This window comes from Streptomyces sp. 4N124 (assembly GCF_052245395.1).
In the GTDB taxonomy this organism is placed as follows: Bacteria; Actinomycetota; Actinomycetes; order Streptomycetales; family Streptomycetaceae; genus Streptomyces.
In genome coordinates, this window is the sequence record NZ_JBQQBS010000082.1 from 1 (window position 1) to 16,074 (window position 16,074).

The 16,074-nt window shown below is 68.6% G+C and carries 13 protein-coding genes; 8 read left to right on the forward strand and 5 right to left on the reverse strand.

The window, feature by feature from the left end; all coding sequences use genetic code 11:
- Positions 1–268: 268 nt before the first annotated feature.
- From ACTWQO_RS44225 to ACTWQO_RS44260, 8 genes are all read left to right on the forward strand, one after another.
- Positions 269–1,930, forward strand: a complete 1,662-nt coding sequence (locus tag ACTWQO_RS44225; RefSeq protein ID WP_443243049.1) for an alpha/beta hydrolase — start codon at positions 269–271, stop codon at positions 1,928–1,930.
- Positions 1,931–1,988: 58 nt separating this feature from the next.
- Complete coding sequence (locus ACTWQO_RS44230) at positions 1,989–2,459, forward strand: hypothetical protein (protein WP_443243050.1); 471 nt, start codon at positions 1,989–1,991, stop codon at positions 2,457–2,459.
- A 28-nt stretch (positions 2,460–2,487) separates the two neighbouring features.
- Positions 2,488–3,018, forward strand: coding sequence for a hypothetical protein (locus tag ACTWQO_RS44235; protein WP_443243051.1), 531 nt, complete (start codon positions 2,488–2,490; stop codon positions 3,016–3,018).
- A gap of 246 nt (positions 3,019–3,264) precedes the next feature.
- Complete coding sequence (locus ACTWQO_RS44240) at positions 3,265–3,570, forward strand: hypothetical protein (protein ID WP_443243052.1); 306 nt, start codon at positions 3,265–3,267, stop codon at positions 3,568–3,570.
- Between the two features lie 5 nt (positions 3,571–3,575).
- Positions 3,576–4,877 carry a PspA/IM30 family protein gene (locus ACTWQO_RS44245; RefSeq protein WP_443243053.1) on the forward strand — a complete coding sequence of 434 codons (1,302 nt, stop codon included), beginning with the start codon at positions 3,576–3,578 and terminating at the stop codon, positions 4,875–4,877.
- Positions 4,874–5,635, forward strand: coding sequence for a hypothetical protein (locus ACTWQO_RS44250; protein WP_443243054.1), 762 nt, complete (start codon positions 4,874–4,876; stop codon positions 5,633–5,635). Before ACTWQO_RS44245 ends, ACTWQO_RS44250 begins: the two co-directional genes overlap by 4 nt.
- A 13-nt stretch (positions 5,636–5,648) precedes the next feature.
- Positions 5,649–6,263 carry a hypothetical protein gene (locus ACTWQO_RS44255; RefSeq protein ID WP_443243055.1) on the forward strand — a complete coding sequence of 205 codons (615 nt, stop codon included), beginning with the start codon at positions 5,649–5,651 and terminating at the stop codon, positions 6,261–6,263.
- A gap of 114 nt (positions 6,264–6,377) precedes the next feature.
- Positions 6,378–6,770, forward strand: a complete 393-nt coding sequence (locus ACTWQO_RS44260) for a hypothetical protein (protein ID WP_443243056.1) — start codon at positions 6,378–6,380, stop codon at positions 6,768–6,770.
- A gap of 100 nt (positions 6,771–6,870) precedes the next feature.
- Here the strand turns inward: ACTWQO_RS44260 and ACTWQO_RS44265 are convergent, their stop codons facing one another.
- The 5 genes from ACTWQO_RS44265 to ACTWQO_RS44285 form a co-directional block, all read right to left on the reverse strand.
- Positions 6,871–7,602, reverse strand: coding sequence for a hypothetical protein (locus tag ACTWQO_RS44265; protein ID WP_443243057.1), 732 nt, complete (start codon positions 7,600–7,602; stop codon positions 6,871–6,873).
- Positions 7,603–7,704: 102 nt separating this feature from the next.
- A complete protein-coding gene (locus ACTWQO_RS44270; RefSeq protein ID WP_443243058.1) occupies positions 7,705–9,591 on the reverse strand; it encodes an ATP-binding protein in 1,887 nt (628 codons plus the stop codon).
- A gap of 63 nt (positions 9,592–9,654) precedes the next feature.
- Positions 9,655–9,981, reverse strand: coding sequence for a hypothetical protein (locus ACTWQO_RS44275; RefSeq protein WP_443243059.1), 327 nt, complete (start codon positions 9,979–9,981; stop codon positions 9,655–9,657).
- 38 nt (positions 9,982–10,019) lie between these two features.
- Positions 10,020–10,871, reverse strand: a complete 852-nt coding sequence (locus tag ACTWQO_RS44280) for an immunity 49 family protein (protein ID WP_443243060.1) — start codon at positions 10,869–10,871, stop codon at positions 10,020–10,022.
- A complete protein-coding gene (locus ACTWQO_RS44285; RefSeq protein WP_443243061.1) occupies positions 10,852–16,071 on the reverse strand; it encodes a toxin glutamine deamidase domain-containing protein in 5,220 nt (1,739 codons plus the stop codon). The genes ACTWQO_RS44280 and ACTWQO_RS44285 overlap by 20 nt, the downstream gene beginning before the upstream one ends.
- Positions 16,072–16,074 lie beyond the last annotated feature (3 nt).

Below are 16,074 nucleotides of genomic sequence, written 5' to 3' on the forward strand. Positions count from 1 at the left end.
GGCGGATCTCCGCCCAGTCCTCCACGCTGATCACCCATCCTCCCGGCCTGACTCAACGAGTCAGGCCGCCCAGGAGGGCCACAATTCATCCGGTGGAAGTGGTCTCAGATTGAGCCGTTGCCGACAGTCCCTCACGCTCGTTACGGCTCGGCTACTCTGGGTCGCTCGAACTCATGGGCGAGCGTGAACAACGGGGGTTGTCCTATGTCGTCTTGCATCGGCCTGCCATGCCTTGAAGGGCATAGGTGCTGGTCAAGCAGGAGTCGTCGTGTCCTCTGACTTCTCACGGCTGATGAAGCAGGACTTCTCCGACTTGGAAGCTGCGGCCAAAGCCTGGCGTGAGCTGTCGACGACCATGGACTCCCTCACCGACCGCCACCGTCGGCAGGTCACCGGGCCACTGCACCAGTCCTGGACGGGCGACGACGCCGACGCGGCGCTCTTCTACCTGGAGGATGTCGAATCGCGGATCGGTGTGGTCGAGACGGAGGCCATGGCCATCGCCTCCGTCCTGGATTCCACCAGGTTCTGGATGGAGCAGGCCCAGACGGAGCTCCGCAACGCGGTGCGGCGTGCGGAGCAAGACCGCTTCGAGGTCGACGGCGACGGCTGGGTCAGCGATCCGACGACCGCGGACCTTCCCCGCCAGGATCCCGACGCGCAGGCGATCATCGCGGACCGCAGCGCCCTGCTCGGAGAGCACCGCGCGGCCATCGACGAGGCACTGACCGCCGCGCACAAGGCCAGTAACGACGGTGCGAAGGCCCTTGCGGAACTGAACGGCGACATCCTCACCGACCCGTTCAACCATGACGCGGCAGCGGAATCCGCCCAGGACGTCAAGAACGCGATGAAGGCCCTGGGTGAGCAGCCCCCGCAGATCCCTGAGGACGACCCCAGAGCCGCCGCCGAGTGGTGGAAGGCCCTCAGTCCCGAGGAGCGTCAGACCTACACCACGCTCTATCCGAAGGAGATCGGCGCGACCGACGGTCTGCCGACGGACGTACGCGACGACGCCAATCGGACGGCCCTCGCCCAGGAGCTCAATCTGCTCCAGGAGGGCAACTACGACGAAGGGTTCCCGGGCGAGAGCGATGAGACGGTCAACAGGCGCCTGAACAACCTCCAGTTGCTCAACGACAAGCTTGAGGCCCGGGACGGCGCACCGAAGGGCAGGGAGTTGTACCTCCTCGGCTACGACTCCAAGGACGACGGCCGGGCCATCATCGCCATGGGCAACCCGGACACCGCCGCGCACACGGGGATTCTCGTACCGGGCACCAACACGAACATGGACGCCGTACCCGGTCAGATCGAGCGCATCGGCAAGCTGCAGTCGGCGGCGGAGCGGCAGTCCGACGGTGAGAGCGTGGCGATGATCACCTGGCTTGGCTACGACGCCCCCGAGGCTTCCACGACCGACTTCAACAGCGTCGGCGGGACCGGGCGGGCCGAGGACGCCGCGCCGGACCTGCGTCAGTTCGTGGCAGGCACGCAGGCCTCGCACGACGGGTCGCCGAGTCACACCACCGTCATGGGCCACAGTTACGGCTCCACGGTGGTCGGCGCTGCCGCTTCAGGGGGCTCCGGTCTGGGGGCGGACGACGTAGTGGTGGTCGGCAGTCCGGGGATGACCGTGGACAGAGCGCAGGATCTGCAGATGGATCCGGAACACGTGTGGATCGGCGGGGCGGAGGACGATGCCGTCATCAACCACGCCTCCGGCTACACCCTCGGCCGCGACCCGATGCTTGGAGGCTTCGGTGGCAACAACTTCAGGGTCGACACCCACGGCCACAGTGGCTATTGGGACACGGGCAGCGATTCCCTCAAGCACCAGGGAGCGGTCATCGCGGGCAAGCAGCCTGTGGAGGTTCCGAAGGAGGGCAGCGACATGCCGCCGGAGGGGTACATCGTCCCCGGCCTGTAACCCCCTTCTCCGCACGGTACTGGCTGTCTCCGCAGCCCTGCTCTCGACCGGAGGCTGTATGTCTCAAAGCGCTGACCCGAACGCCCCGCTGCCCCGTATGGACAAGGACGCTGCCTTGAAATGGGCGGAGGACTACACCGCGTACATGGCCAGGCTCACCGATGTCGAGCTCATCCCCTCCACGGCCAAGGTGAACTTCGAGGCATGCATCGGTGAGAACGACGAGGTCGCCGAAGACGGCCGTTACAGCCTCTTCTATTACGTCAACTCCCCGGCCCCCGTAACGGAGCACACCCGCATCGTGCGCACGCTCCGCAGCGAACTTCCCAAGCAGGGTTACGAGGTGACCTCTTACCGGGAGTTCAAGGACGCCTATACGTCGGCAGTCTTCGGGGCCCGCAACAAGAAGAACGACTACAGCGTCGACGCCGACACAGTTGGCTCCGGCAAGAAGAAACCCCAGCGCTTCTCCTTCGCGGTACGCACCCCCTGCATGCTCCCGCCCGGCGCCAAGCAGCAGCAGTTCTGATCGCCTACACACGAGTCAGGAACCGGACGTGTCCCAGCGAACCGATGTCGCCCCGGCCGAACTACGCGCCTCAGCCGGAGCCTGCGACGACATAGCCCGAACGATGAAGGGCCCTGCCGAAAAGGCGGTCAAGGAGGCTGGGACCGCGGGCGGTTCACTCACCGGTTGGTCGATCGGGCCCGCCCTGACGGAGATCGCCGCCAGCTGGAAGCCCGCGCTCGACGGTCTGTACGCGCGCATCCAAGCCGGCGGGGTCAACCTCAGGTCGTCGGCGGACGGTCATGAGTGGAACGACGAGCGGGTCTCCCAGGACTTCGAGAAGACCGGCACGGACACCGCGACGCAGGCCACCCCCGGTGAGATGCCCGCGGTGCTGCGTCCGAGTGGGGGCGAGCGCCATCCCGTCGGGCACCCGGGCAGCGCCCCGGGCTTCGACCCAGGCGGCCCGCCGTCCGGCGGCGGAGCACCGGACCCGCGTACCTCGTACGGCACCACAATGCCGACGTACGACGAGACCATCGGCACCCGGCCCACGCCTGGCACGAACGACTTCGGCTGAACAGCCAGGCCCGGGACGGCCGGGGGGACACCACGCAAAGGCCTGGCCAGGGCAAGCTCCCCCAACCGGTCGGGTCGAGATGGCCGGTGTGGCGTTTGTGTGTGCTCATCGGTGTCTGCTCGGGTTCGGGGTGGAGGATTCGTACCTTCTGGCTGTCTGTTTGCCGCCCTATGGCATCATCGCCCCGTCCAATTGCTGTGGTCGTTTGCCGATGCGACCGCCGATGTGCGAACGGGGAGGCCCTGCGTGGGGGACCACTTCAAGACTGATATTGATCAGCTCGCCACTTTCACCAAGGATCTCCAGGGTGCCCATGACTCCCTGGAGCAGGTGCGGACGGCGCTGCAGCATGTGCGGGCCGACCAGATCGGGACGCCGGAGCTGGATGAGGCGTGCGATGCGTTCCAGGAGCGCTGGAAGTACGGCAACGAGCAGATCAAGGAGCGCATCGGCAAGCTCACCGAGGGGCTCAAGAAGAACACGGACAGTTACCGCGAAGTGGAGACCTCCCTGGAGGAGAGCTTCAAGCGGGCTGCGGCTGCGGGGAAGTGATTGCGGTGGCACAGAATCCGTATGTGCACCTCGGGTGGAACCCCGTGCCGGGAGAGCCTGGTGAGGTCGAGAAGCTCCGTACGCAGCTCGTCAATTCGGCGAGCGCGCTGCAGACGGCGTACCAGAAGATCGACAAGCTGCTCGGTGAGTCCAGTTTCTGGGAGGGCGACGCCGCCGTCGGCTTCCGCGAGGCTCTCGACGGTGACCTGCCGAAGTACATGAAGGACGCGCACAAGTCGTTGACCCTGGCCGCCGGTCACCTTGGGGCCTGGCACGGTGGGCTGAGCAGCCGCAGGGAGCTGGCATCCAAGTACGACGTCGAGGCGGCCGACCACAAGGGTGACCTGAAGACCGCCAACTCCCAGCACGAGACGGCCAAGCAGAACCCCGATCTGAAGCTCGCGGGGCAGACCTTCCAGCAGGGTCCCGAGCTGGAGTCCGCGCAGGCCCGGCTGAACGCCGCCCAGGCCCGGCTCAACGACGCCGTCACCGCCGTCAACAGCGCGCAGGGCGCCCTGGACGGGGTGATGCGCAAGGCGCGCGAGCTGGAGGGGACGCACGAGGCGGAGGCGCGGGACCTCGCGAAGAAGCTGAAGGACTCCACGAAGGATCTGGCGCCCGAGGAGCCGGGGTGGCTGAGCAAGGCGCTCAGCTGGATCGGGGACAACCTCACGAACATTCTGAGTGTGCTGGCGGCGGTGGCGGGGTTGCTGGCGCTGATCTGCACCGGGCCGGTCGGGATCGCGTTCCTGCTCGCCGCGGGCGCGCTCAGCCTGGCCACGATGGCGTCCCGGCTGTCCAACCCGCAGGTGCGCGCCTCGCTCGCCGACGGCTTCACCAAGGGCGAGTTCGACTCCGACTTCTGGGAGAACTCCATCGGGCTCGTCGGCGACGCGCTGGGTGCGGTGCCGGCTGTAGGTGCTGTGACGCGCGGCCTCAACGGTGCGATTCAGTCGACCCGCTTCGCGAGCGAGTCGGTGAGCGTGGGCCAGTTCCTCGGCCGGTTCGGCGATGACACGGTCACGGCCGCGGGCCGCCTGCTGCCCACCGCGACCGACGCCGGGCCCATCGGAAATCTGATCGTCCGCGGAGTGGGCGGCGGCGAAGGCCTCACCAAGGCACTGGCCTACGCCTCACCGATCGCCGGCGTGGGCACGGCCGGGTTCGGGCTCGCCGCCGATCAGATCGACGCGCTCAAGCCCGGCAAGGACGGGGCCACCGGCATCGACGGCGGTCGCGCGGGCCTCTTCGACGGACCCGGGGCGATCGGCCCGATCCAGGCCACGCTGCGGGCGGTGCTGCGATGACAGAGCAGACGGACATGGCTGCGAGCACGACCGAGCGGCCGTTGCGCCTGGTGATCGACGACTCCGCCCGGGACACGACGGCCAAGCTCTGGTACGCGCTGCCCGACGGCTACCTCGACGTGCCGCTCGAAGCGCTCGACCCGGCGCCGGGCACGGAGTACGAAGAGCAGTTCACGAACGTCATGGCCCTGATCCTGAGCTGTGTGCCCGAGGAACAGCGCGACAGCTACGTGGGCGCGTTGCGGGACATGCGGTTCATGGTGACGCAGATGCGCAGGGAGGGCGTCATCGGCTGCTCCCTCGGCATGCACTTCGCCGGCGACGGCTCCTCGGCCATGTCCACGATCACGGTCGCCCTGCGGGACATCGAGTGGGCGCCCCCGAAGCTCACGGCAGTACGGGCGGTCTCCCTGAGGGAAAGCACGAGGAACGTGAAGCTCCTGACGCTGCCCGGCGGCCGGCCCGGTTCGATCAGCGACACCCTGGCGACCGCGCCGGCCGTGGCGGGGATGCCCGCCCAGGACCTCTACCAGTGCGACGTGTACATCCCCGCGCCGTCCGGCGCGCAGTTGGCAGTCCTCACCCTGAGCACCACGGCCGTGTCCGCCCGCGCGCACTACCGTGAGTGGATGGAGGCCATCGCGCACACTGTGGCCTTCCACGACCCGCTGCCGGACATCGAGCGAACCGTGCGCGGCGACGAACCGGATGCGGGAGCGGACCGCATCAAGGACTGCATCACGGCCGACTTCGGATGACCGAGGTGAGCGAATGAGCACGTACTCGCAGCAGAGTGGCTTCGACGGCCCGGTGGCCTGGGGCACGCCCGGCACGGGCAGCGCGCTGTCCCGCTGGGCCGCGGGGCAACTGACCAAGTGGCTTGTCTGGGTGGCCCTTTGGTGGGGCGCTCTGTACGTCACGGTCGTGCTGCTGCCCGTGGGGGCAGTGGTGCCCATGGTCCTGGTGCTGACCGTGCTCGTCTACAACGCCGCGATGTCTCTGGTCAAGCTCGCCCGAGTCTGGCGGATGCGCCGGATCCTTGGGGTCTACCCCTGGCGTCAGCAGCGGGGTGCCGTCCGGATCACCAAGGGCAAGGCGGTCTTCGTGCTTCCCGACCCTGACAATCCCGAGAAGACGGTCTCGCTGAAGGTGTCCGCCGGGGTGCTCGGGTCCTGGACCCGCGCGGCTCTGAAGGACTACGACGAGGAACTCTGGTACGCGGGTGACCCGCGCTTCGCGTGCGTGGTGGCCAAGCCCGGCCTGCGCGGCCTCGGGTGCCTCGCTCAGCCCACCGCCTTCAACTACCGCACCTCCCCCCGCCGTAAAGGCCTCAGCCCCGAAGCCCGCGAGCGCGCCCGCGCGATCGGTGCGCGCGTCGGCGACTGACGTGGCCCGAGTACAACCAACCGGCGCCCCAAGTGAGTTGGTACCGGCATAGAAGGGCGCTCGCGTCAGCGCTGAGCGCTCGTGGGTGTTCGTCGACCGATAGGCTCGACTGCCATGACAACGCATGGCGATGAGGTGACGAACGGGCCGGACGGGACGGGTGGGGGGCCGCTGTCGTCCGGGGTGAGCGCGGATGAGTTGCGGGCGCAGTTTGAGGCTCAGGGGCAGCCTGGGCTCGCGGAGGAGCGGCGGCGGGATGCGCGGCAGGCGCGTGGGCTGTACGCGGTGTTCGCCGGGGTGGTGGCCGTTGCCTGCCTTGTGCTGATGCTCGTACGCCTTGGTCAGGGCGATGCGTTGGGGGTCTGGGTCGCTACGTATGCCGTGGGTGTGGCCTGTGGCGGCTGGGGGTTTGTGCTTGCCCGGAGCGGACACACGCGCTGGGCGATGATGGTCACCTGCATTGGGGTGGCGTTGGCGGGCGTCGGCGACAGTCCCGCTTTCCGCTGAGGCGGTCGGCGAGCATGGCCACGATCTCCGGGACGTGGCCGACTTGGGACTTACGACCAGTCGTCAACCCGGGACCCGGGCACCCCGCGCCTGACGAGCGTCACAACTGGCGGCGCCTGTTGCCGATCAGGTAGGCGAGGCCCCACGCGGCGGCTGCGGCGAGCACGAGGGCGAGCGGGGAGAACCAGTCCACTCCGCCGTCGATTTCGTTGTTCCACCAGGCCTTGGCCGGGATGAAGGGGTCGGCTTCCATCATGTCGCCGATGGCGCTGGGGGATTGGTTCTCGGCGATGATGAGCGGGACGGCGTTCGTGAAGCCGAAGAAGGCGCCGAGCGTGGCGATGACGACTCCGCCGACATGGGCGCCGGCGCTGCGGTGAGCCATCGAGCCGACCAGGCAGCCGACGATCGCTCCGTTGACCAGTGCGTGGGCCAAGTAGAGGGTGTGGGCGGTGGTGAGCGACTGGTCCTTGTACGTCGCCAGGGTCAGACCGCTGTAGAGCAGCGAGACGATGACCGAGGCGAAGAGGCCGAGGAAGACCGCGCCGACCGGATGACCGCCGGCGTTCGGCTGCTGCCCGAAGGGGGGCGCCTGGAATGGCGGCGGTGCGGCGTACATCGGGTGCATCGGTTGTGCCGGCGGCTGTCCCGGGGCGGCAGGCGGCATGCCCGGGTACGCCGGTGCCGGGGGCTGCCCAGGGGCAGGCGGCGGTCCGAACCCCGGTGACTGCTGCGGCGGGGCGGGCTGGTTGTACGGGTTGTAGGCGGGCTGCTGTGGTTGCTGCGGCGGCACGGGTGGCTGCGGCGGCGGTTGGAACGGCGGCTGGCTCATCGGTTTCCCCGGAGTGAACAGGCAGAGACAGAAAGTTATCAGCGGGATCAGGAGGGGGACGTCGGAGCCCGAGCGGGCCGCGTGAAGGGCGCTGAGAGGCGACTACGGCAGGATGCGGAGGGCCTTCGCCCCGCGTTCGGTGGCGACGAGGAGGATGCCGTCGGGGGAGAGGTCGGCGGCGGTGACGGGTGTGTCGGACAGCAGCGTGGCCACGATGTCCCCGCTTGCCCGGTCCCAGACTCGTAGGTGGTCGGTGCCGCGGGTCAGTTCCAGCGGAGTGGCGGCCCGCTCCTCCTCGGACAGCGGCAGGATCTGTTCGGGGGCGGTGTCGCCAAGGTGATCAGGTTCTACGAGGCCCTGGACGAGGACTTCGGAATGGGATCCCTCGCTGGGCGTGCCCGTGCGTACGTCGAGTACGGCGACGAGAGTGGCCGGTCCCTCGGGGCGGGGCAGGCTGCCGACCGTCACGGCGCTGATGCCGGGGACGGGCCGGCTCCACAGCGTCTTCCAGGGGAGGTTGAGGCCGAGGCCGTGTATGGCGTCGGCGTACTCGGGCAGGCCGTCGTCGACGAACGCGGTCTCCAGCAGGGCGGCGCGCTGCACGGCGGGTGCCTGGGTGCGGGTCAGCAGGGGGGCCGTGCGGAGGTACGTACGGGCCGGGGCGCCGAGTTCGTCTGTCGGGACGGCTTCGACGGCGGCGCGTAGTGGCACCGGGTCGGCGTGCACGAACAAGCCCGGGTCCGTGAGAAGTTGGGGCAGCAGGCCTGCTTCCAGGGTGTGGCTCGCTATGTGGTCACGTACGTACGAATCCGCCTTGCTCCAGTCCTGCTCCGGCACGGCCTCCAGCAGGGCCATCGCGAGCTGGGTCTGAGCGGTGCGGATGTTAGGCAGGTCGGCGCGGATCTCGTCAGCGATCGCAGGGTGCAGCAGCTGGAGAAGCGTCTGCGGGCCGTCGTCCCCGTCGAGCTCAAGTGACCGGACGAACGGTTCAGTCAGAGCGCTGCCGCCCGCGATGACTCCACTCATGTCCTTGCCCGCAAGGGCGTTGACGAGCTGCGGCCAGAGTTCGGCGGGCAGACCGTCGCCCTCCGCGAGGGCCATGGGCGCCAGGAGGTGACGTAGCGTCTGCGGGTCGGCTTCGAGGCGGCGGGCGTGCAGGTCGATTGCCTGGCCGATGGACGAGGGGAGCAGGGCCTCGTCGTGCGGGGCGAAGGTCTTCGGGCTCGTCAGGATGCTCTGCACGGCCAGTTCCACGGTGAGCGGACTGGTCCCGGCTCGGCGGCCGATCGCCTCGGCGAGAGCGCGTCGGGGCGAGGTGGCGGTGGTGAACGGCAGGGCCGGTGCGCCGAGTTGGGGGTTGAGCAGTGCCTCGGCCTGCCGTACCAGGTCCTGCGGGTCTGCCCACTGCGGTGCATCGAGATCGATGACCTGTACGTTGTCGGCGGGGAGGCCCGCTGCGAACTCCTCCGCGAGCTCGCGAGGCATCTCCGTGAGCAGGTGGACCGTCTCGATGGCGGCGAGAGGCTTGAGTACCTCGCGCGTGAGTCGGGCCGGTTCTGCCGCCGTACGCACTGGTCCGGCGCGATCGACGTCCGGTACGACCACGGTCACCGGGGCCGGGAGCGCGGCCAACTCCGTGAATACGTCCGCTACGTCGTCGGCTTCCAGGCCGAAATGGCCGGCGAGGAGCCAGAGGACCTGGGCCGCGGTCATCCCGGCCGCGCCCGGCACGGCGGGGGCGGGCAGTTCCGGCGGTACGGTCGACGGGTCGAGGTCGTCCAGAGGCAGCCGCTTGCGGTACTCCGGGTCGCAGAGCATCAGGAAGCCGGTGATCAGGTGCGACCGACCACTGCCAGGGTCTCCCGTCAGGACAAGGACCCGCGGGGTGCCGGGCCACTGCATCCGCCAGGCGGCGAGGGCTCGTAGCACTGCGGTGCGGCCGCCTACGTAGGGGTGCGGTGCGTAGCCATCGGGTGCGTCGTCGGTCATGGGTGTCAGTCCTGGTGGGGTGGTCAGGGGACAGAGCGGTGTTGCGTGGGGTCGGCCTGCCGTCTACGTGTTGCGGGCGCGGTTCTTCCGGTACAGCGCGATGGCCTGCTCGATCGGGTAGTTGGGGACCGTGACGGTTTCGCCGGTCTCCTTCGACACCACGATCTTGGCTCCGCCGGGTGGGGCGGGCTGGGGCTGGCCGGCGGGGTCGGTGCGAGGCGGGAAGACCGCGTAGACCAGGTAGCCGATGTCGAATTCGTGGACGTTCAGTTCGGCGGGGGTGCCGTCGGGGAGCTTGGGCTGGGCGTAGCGGGCGCGGACGATTTCGAGGGCTTGGTCCGGGGTGGCCGGCGGGTCCTGTGGTGCTGGGGCGGGGGTGTCCGGTGACATGTGCTGCATTTCTGTTGGTTGGGATGTCTGGCTGTGAACTACGTGGGGAATTCGTTGATCCACGCGCCTTCGAGGAGGTGCTTGGGGAGGTATTCGGATTCGACGGTGATGGTGAAGCCGGCCTGGACGGCGAGGCAGGTGATGGCCAATGGGCCCAGGGCGATGAGGCCTTGGGTGGTGAGTTCGCGGTCTTCGTCGCGAGTCCAGTAGTCCTTGTGCCATTCCAGGGCTTTGGCCAGTTCGGTGTTGAATTTGTCCTGGTCGCCGCGTGCGAGCTGGGTCAGGAGGTTCATGGGGGGATACATGATTTGGAGGACGCCGTCGCGGGGCGCATGCCGCAGGGCGGCGGGGTCTGTTCCGTCTACTGCGGCCACCAGTTTGTCGCCGAATTTGGGGCGCTTGAGCCAGTACGCCTGCAGCGCTTCCACCCAGTGGTAGATGTACTCGTCGAAGTCACCGTCGGCTTGCCGAAGCTGTGATACCGGGAACTGGCACAGTTCGGTCATGCGCTTCTTCTCGCGGCAGATGCAGGCGAGCCAGAAGGCGTTGAGCCAGTTGCCGGCGTGAGCGCGGGGCAGGGCGCCTGCACGGATGGGGTGCATCTTGTGACCGATGCGGTACTCGATGCTTCCCGTTGTGGCCTGCGCGGATGCGAAGAGTGCGGAGCCGACCTGCATGGCGGTGACGCAGGCTTCCCATGTCTCCAGCTTGTCGGCTTCCGGATCCATAACACAGTGCCGACCGAGGAGATTGATGGCAGAAGCCAGAACGTTTGAGAACCACGACGGTTGGTCCCGAAGGTCTTCAACGTCCTCCCAGAAGTCCCTAGTGCGGGATTCAAGGATCCTCTGGACATTGCGCGTCGGGAAATCATGTCGCGGAATCTGCATCGCGTTCCTTCTCTTCTTCCGTTCTGATGTCGAACTGGTACATCTCGTAGCCCCGGTGCTCGCCTTCGTCGGAGTTGCCCTTGACGAGTATGTACTTGACCCGCGATGGATTCGCATTCAGGGCTTTCCTGAGGTCGCGTGCCAATCTTCGCTCCGCCTCGGCGGCTGCCAGTTCGGCGTCGGTCGTGGCCTTGTCCTCATTCCGGTCTGCACGCTGCTCCATCTCCTGCAGGATCGTCTCAAAGTATGCGCGAGTGCCCTGCCGGACCTTCGGTACGCCAGGGCCCGGCTTGTCCTGGCCCGCCTCATCCTCATTCTGCCCACCGTCGCCCTGCGCCTGGCTGGGATCGCCCGATGAGACGGCTGGGTCCGAACCCTGCTCCGGCGCGATACCTCGTCGTTGGCCGAGTTCGGCAGTCGTGGAGCCCTTGGCCTCCACGACGACGAACTCGGGTGGGTTCTTACTCGGGTCCATCCAGATCTGGTCGAACCGGTTGTTGCCCATGGCCCGATCGTCGACGCGGCTGTAGTCCTCGAAATGCTGCGGCATCACGTGGAACTCGGCGACGGCCTCGCCGTAGTCCTCGCTTGCCCGCGTCATCTTTCCGTGGAGAGGGCTGTGCTTCGCGTCGGCTTCCTGGAACCTCTCCAGATTTTCGGGAGTTTTGTTCGCCTCGTAGGCCTTCTTGGCCGCTTCCCGGTCCAGGTGCGGCTGCCGGTCCGCCTTGATGGCGTCCTCGCGGGTCTTTGCGTACTTGTCGAGCAGCTCCAAGTTCTTCTTGGAGATCTTCTCTTCGCGCTCACCCTTGTGCTCGCCCTCGTCGATGTACGACTCGGGATCGGCGTCCGGTGTGTCATTGGCCAGCATCCAGGGAGTGTTGGGGTTGTTCGTGGGATGCAGCTGGGGGACGGGACGGCCGTCCTCGGCAGGGGCTGTCACGCTCCGGCGGTAGCCGCTCTTCGGGTGGTAGTACTTCTCGAACCAGGCCTTGTCCTTCGGATCCTTTGAATTGGCGCGCGCGAGCATGTCCAGATCACGCTGGCGGCGGCTTGCCTGGTCGTTGGGGTCGGAGGTGCTGCCCGTCGGCTCCGCAGGACCGGAGGGGCGCTCCGGGCTCGTCGGCCGCGAGCTCTGCGTCGGATTCTCGGCCGTGATGTCCCCGTACAGCGGCTTCTTGCCGGCGCTGGAGTCCTTGATGTAGTTGGCCGCATCGGCGTTCCTACTGTCCGGCAGGCTCTCGCGCGTGGGGACTGCGGCGTCCTTGGTCATGTCGCTCGGGCGGTCGTCGCTGCGGCCCGTGCGGTTGTCGGCCGGCTGCTGATTCGGGTCGTCGGGGCGTGTCTGGTCCGGGGTCTCGGGTCGGTCCCGGTCGGGTGCGTCCGACCGCGGATCATCGACATGATCGGGGTGCGTCTGGTCCGGATGCGGCGGGGTGCTCGGGTGCCGTCCGTTCGGGCGCTCCTCGTTGGTCTCCGGCTTCTGCTGCGTCGGTGTGTCCCGATGGGAGTCCGATGTGCGGGCGTTGTCGGACTTGCGGGAGTCAGACGTGCTGGGGTCGGACGCGCGCGGATCCATGGTGCGGGGATCTGCGGTGCGAGGGTCCGGGGTCTGCTGGTGGGGGATGGACGTACGCGGGTCTGAGGGCGTGGTGGTCTGCTGGGGGGTGTCCCGGTTGGTTGTGGGGTCGTTCGGGGTGTCCGTCGCAGTCCGGGTGGGGGGCGTGCCGTTGTCCGTGGTGTCAGGGGTTGTGTGGGTGGAGGGTTGCGGGCTTTCCGGGGTGTTCTGGGACGGCTTCTGGCCGTCAGGCCTGTTGTCCGGTTCGGTCGGCTTGCTGCTCTCGCTCTCGGGCCGGCCGTTCTCGTTCCCAGGCTCGCCGTTCGTCGGGTCCGGCGATGTGTTCGGGTCGCGCGTCGATGGCTGCGCGGAGTCCGCGTCGTTGGATGCGTCCGAGGTCGCCGGGTCCGCCTGAGTACGTGAGGTGGCTCCCGTTTCGGTGTCGCCGGAGACGTCGTTCTCCGGCTGCCCGTTGTTCTCCGAGGTCTGCGAGGTCTCGGACTTCTCCGGCTGGGACGCGTCGCCCTGCTGGTTCTGCGACCCGTCGCTCTGGCTCCCGGAGTCCTCCGCGGCGGGCTGCGTGAGGTCGATCGGGTTCCGGTCGGCGTCCAGTGGGATGTGCCAGACGTGTGCGGCGTTGTCCAGGTGGAGGGGGTCGTGGCTGACCTCTCCGCTCTGGGTGTCGATCCAGATGATGTTGCCGTTGTGGTTGACGGCGTTGAAGGCGTGGCCGCCTCCGCCGGGCCAGTCGACCTGGACGATGGCTGCTGAGCCGGGGCCGGCTTGCTGGAGGACCGAGGCGATGTTGTTGGCGGTGTCGGGGTTGTTGCCGGGGCCGGCGTAGGTGTGTGCGGCGCCCGTCCAGCGGATCTGGTTGGCGTTCGCGTTGGCCTCGGGGGACCAGGGGTCGGGGTTGCCGTGTGCGTCGGTGTCGAGGGTGCGGGGCGCGGAGACCTGGGGGTCGCCGTACCAGGTCTCCAGGAAGGAGCGGGAGCAGTCGGCGCAGTTGTTGCTGCGGCCGGGGACTTCGTTGCCGCCGTCGTTCTGGAGCTGGGTCCAGGGGCCGAAGGGGTCGGGGAACCGTTCCGGGGTGCCGTCTTCGTTGCGCGGGACCGCGTCGGCCAGTGCCTGCTGGTCGGTGGGGTCGGGCTCGGACAGGCCTCCCGGGTAGTGGTTCAGGTCGGCGCGGATGTCGTCCAGGCTGTCCTGCTGGGGGTGTTGCTGGCCGCCGTTGGCGGTCCCGGGGTCGGACTGTGGCGAGCCGGGCGGCTGCGGGGTGGCCGGGGTCGCGTGTGGCGGGGGCGTTGAGGAACTTGGAGTGGCGACGACGGTGTGGATCGGGACCGCTGTTACCTGCTGTTGCTGCTGATGCTGTGGGTTCGGCGGCGTGTTCTGGGGCGGCGTGGTCGGCTGCTGCGGGGTGTTGGGTGTGTTAGGTGTGTTGGGCGGCGGGCTGGGCGTTGGTTGCTGGGGAGGTCGAGTGGGAGTAGCGCCAGCGCCCGGCTGGTGCTGACTACCAGGTGTGCTGGGCGTGTTGGGCGTGCCGGTCGTGCCAGGCGTGCTCGTGCTGGTGGCGGGGCCGGGCCGAGCTGAGGAACCCGGGGTGTCGCCCCTCGGGGCTGCGGGCGTCGTAGTCGAGGCGCTGCTCGTGGACGGCGTTGCGGTCCTGGAGGGAGTCGACTGGGCCGGGGTCTGGTTCGGGCCGGCCGTACTCGTCGTGCCCGGGTTCTGCCCCGGTGTGGGGGTACGGGTGCCGCCGGACTGGTCCGGACTGTTTCGGGGAGGCGTGCGGTCCCCCGGCGTCGTACCGGGCGAATCGCGTGGCGGAGTCCGGTCCCCCGGCGTCGTACCAGGCGCGTTCCGTGGCGGCGTGCCGTCACCCGGCGTCGTACCTGGGATGCGCTGGCCCGGCGTTCGACCGTCCGCCGTTCCAGGCGTACGACCGTCCGCCGCACCGGGACCCCGCCCGTCCGGCGTCGTGGCGGGCGTGCTCCGGGGCGTCGTAGGAGACGTGGGGTTCGGCGTGGACGCAGGTCCGGTTCCCGAGGAGGAGGGCGTACCCGGCGTACCGGCGGAAGGGTTCCTCGCCGCACCCGAGTTGGGCGTCGGGCTGGTCGCGGAGGGCGTGCTGCCAGACGTACTCCCGGTGTGCTGCGAACCGGCCGTACCACCCGTACTGCCTGCCGTGGACGACGCCACCGGCGACGTCGGAACGGCCGAGCCGCCATCCGTACGACCCCCCGACCCCGCGGGAGACGCGTCGCCCGACGTCGGCGTCGGCGCCGCGTTGGACTGGGTGGGGACGCTGGTGGCCAGGCTGTCGATCTGGGTGCCGATCGCGCCACTGCCCGACGAGGACGACGGGCCGCCGGACGATGTGGGGGTGGGTGCGGACTGCGGGGTCGGTGAGGAGAGGCCGGAGACGGAGGGGCCGCCGCTGGTACCGGGCGAGCTGTTGGTGGACGGGGTGCTCGGCGAGGCTCCGCCGGGTGACGGGTCGTCGAAGTCCGACAGGGACGGCCCTGACAGTGACGGCGCCGGCCTCGAGTACGGCGAGTCCGACGAGGACGGACCCTGCCCGGAATCGGAACCGGAACCGGCGTCGGAGCCCGAGCCCGACCCGGAATCAGGGCCGGACCCCACATCCGGTCCACCGATGTCTGCCCCACCGGCATCCGCGGATATCCCACCGCCGATGTTCACACCCGGGCCGCTGCCAGTACTCGTACGCGCAGAACTGGACGAGTCCGAGGAGGAGTTGGCGCTCCCGGAGTCGGAACTTCCCGAGTCGGAACTCCCCGAATCGGAGCCTCCCGAGTCGGAACTCCCCAAGCCGGAGCCACCGCTGCCGTCGCCGACGCCATTGCCGCCCGGCATCCCCGACGGCCCGTCATACCCGCCAATACGGCTGTCGACCGCGTTATGCACGCCGTCGCCCGCCTTCTTCCCCAGGCTGTCGCGCACCCCCTCCGCCAGCGTCTGCGGAGACTGCTTGAGGGCCTCCAGGCCCGCCGTGCCGCCGGTCTTCATGGTGTGGGCGAGGTCGAAACCCTGCTGGGCGCCGAAGCCGACGTTCACCGTCTGGCGGATGAGGTCGGAGATGATCGCCTCGATCGCCGAGATCGCCGGCTCCTTCATCGCCTCGATGATCGCCTCGAGCAACGCCTGTTTCAGCTCGTCGAGGAGGCGCCGGACGATCAGGCGGGCGGCCGCGGTGGCGCCCATTCCCGCGACCGAGGACAGACCGAAGGTGAAGGGTGCGGCGGCCGCGGCGGCGGCGATCTGGATGGCGAGGGCGATCAGCTGGGCGATCACCGCCCATTTGGCGAACTCGACCAGGTAGGCGCAGGCCTCCATCACGTTCGCGATGATGTGGGCGGCCTGCGCGGCGTTCGCCAGGTAGCCGTCGGAGCCGTCTCCGCCGTCGAACTTCTTGTACGTCTTGGAGAACTTGTCGATCGACTCGCCTGCGTTGTGGGCGGTCACCATACGGGCGGCGCTGTTCGCGGACGTGTGGAGTCCGGTGACGTCGTCGCCGAACTTCCGCCACAGTGCGGCCGAGTCCCTGAGCTTGTCCTCGTCAGCCGTCGGCCAGTTGAAGCCGAGCATCTGGAGAACCCATTCGAGCTCGTCCGGCAGCATCATCGA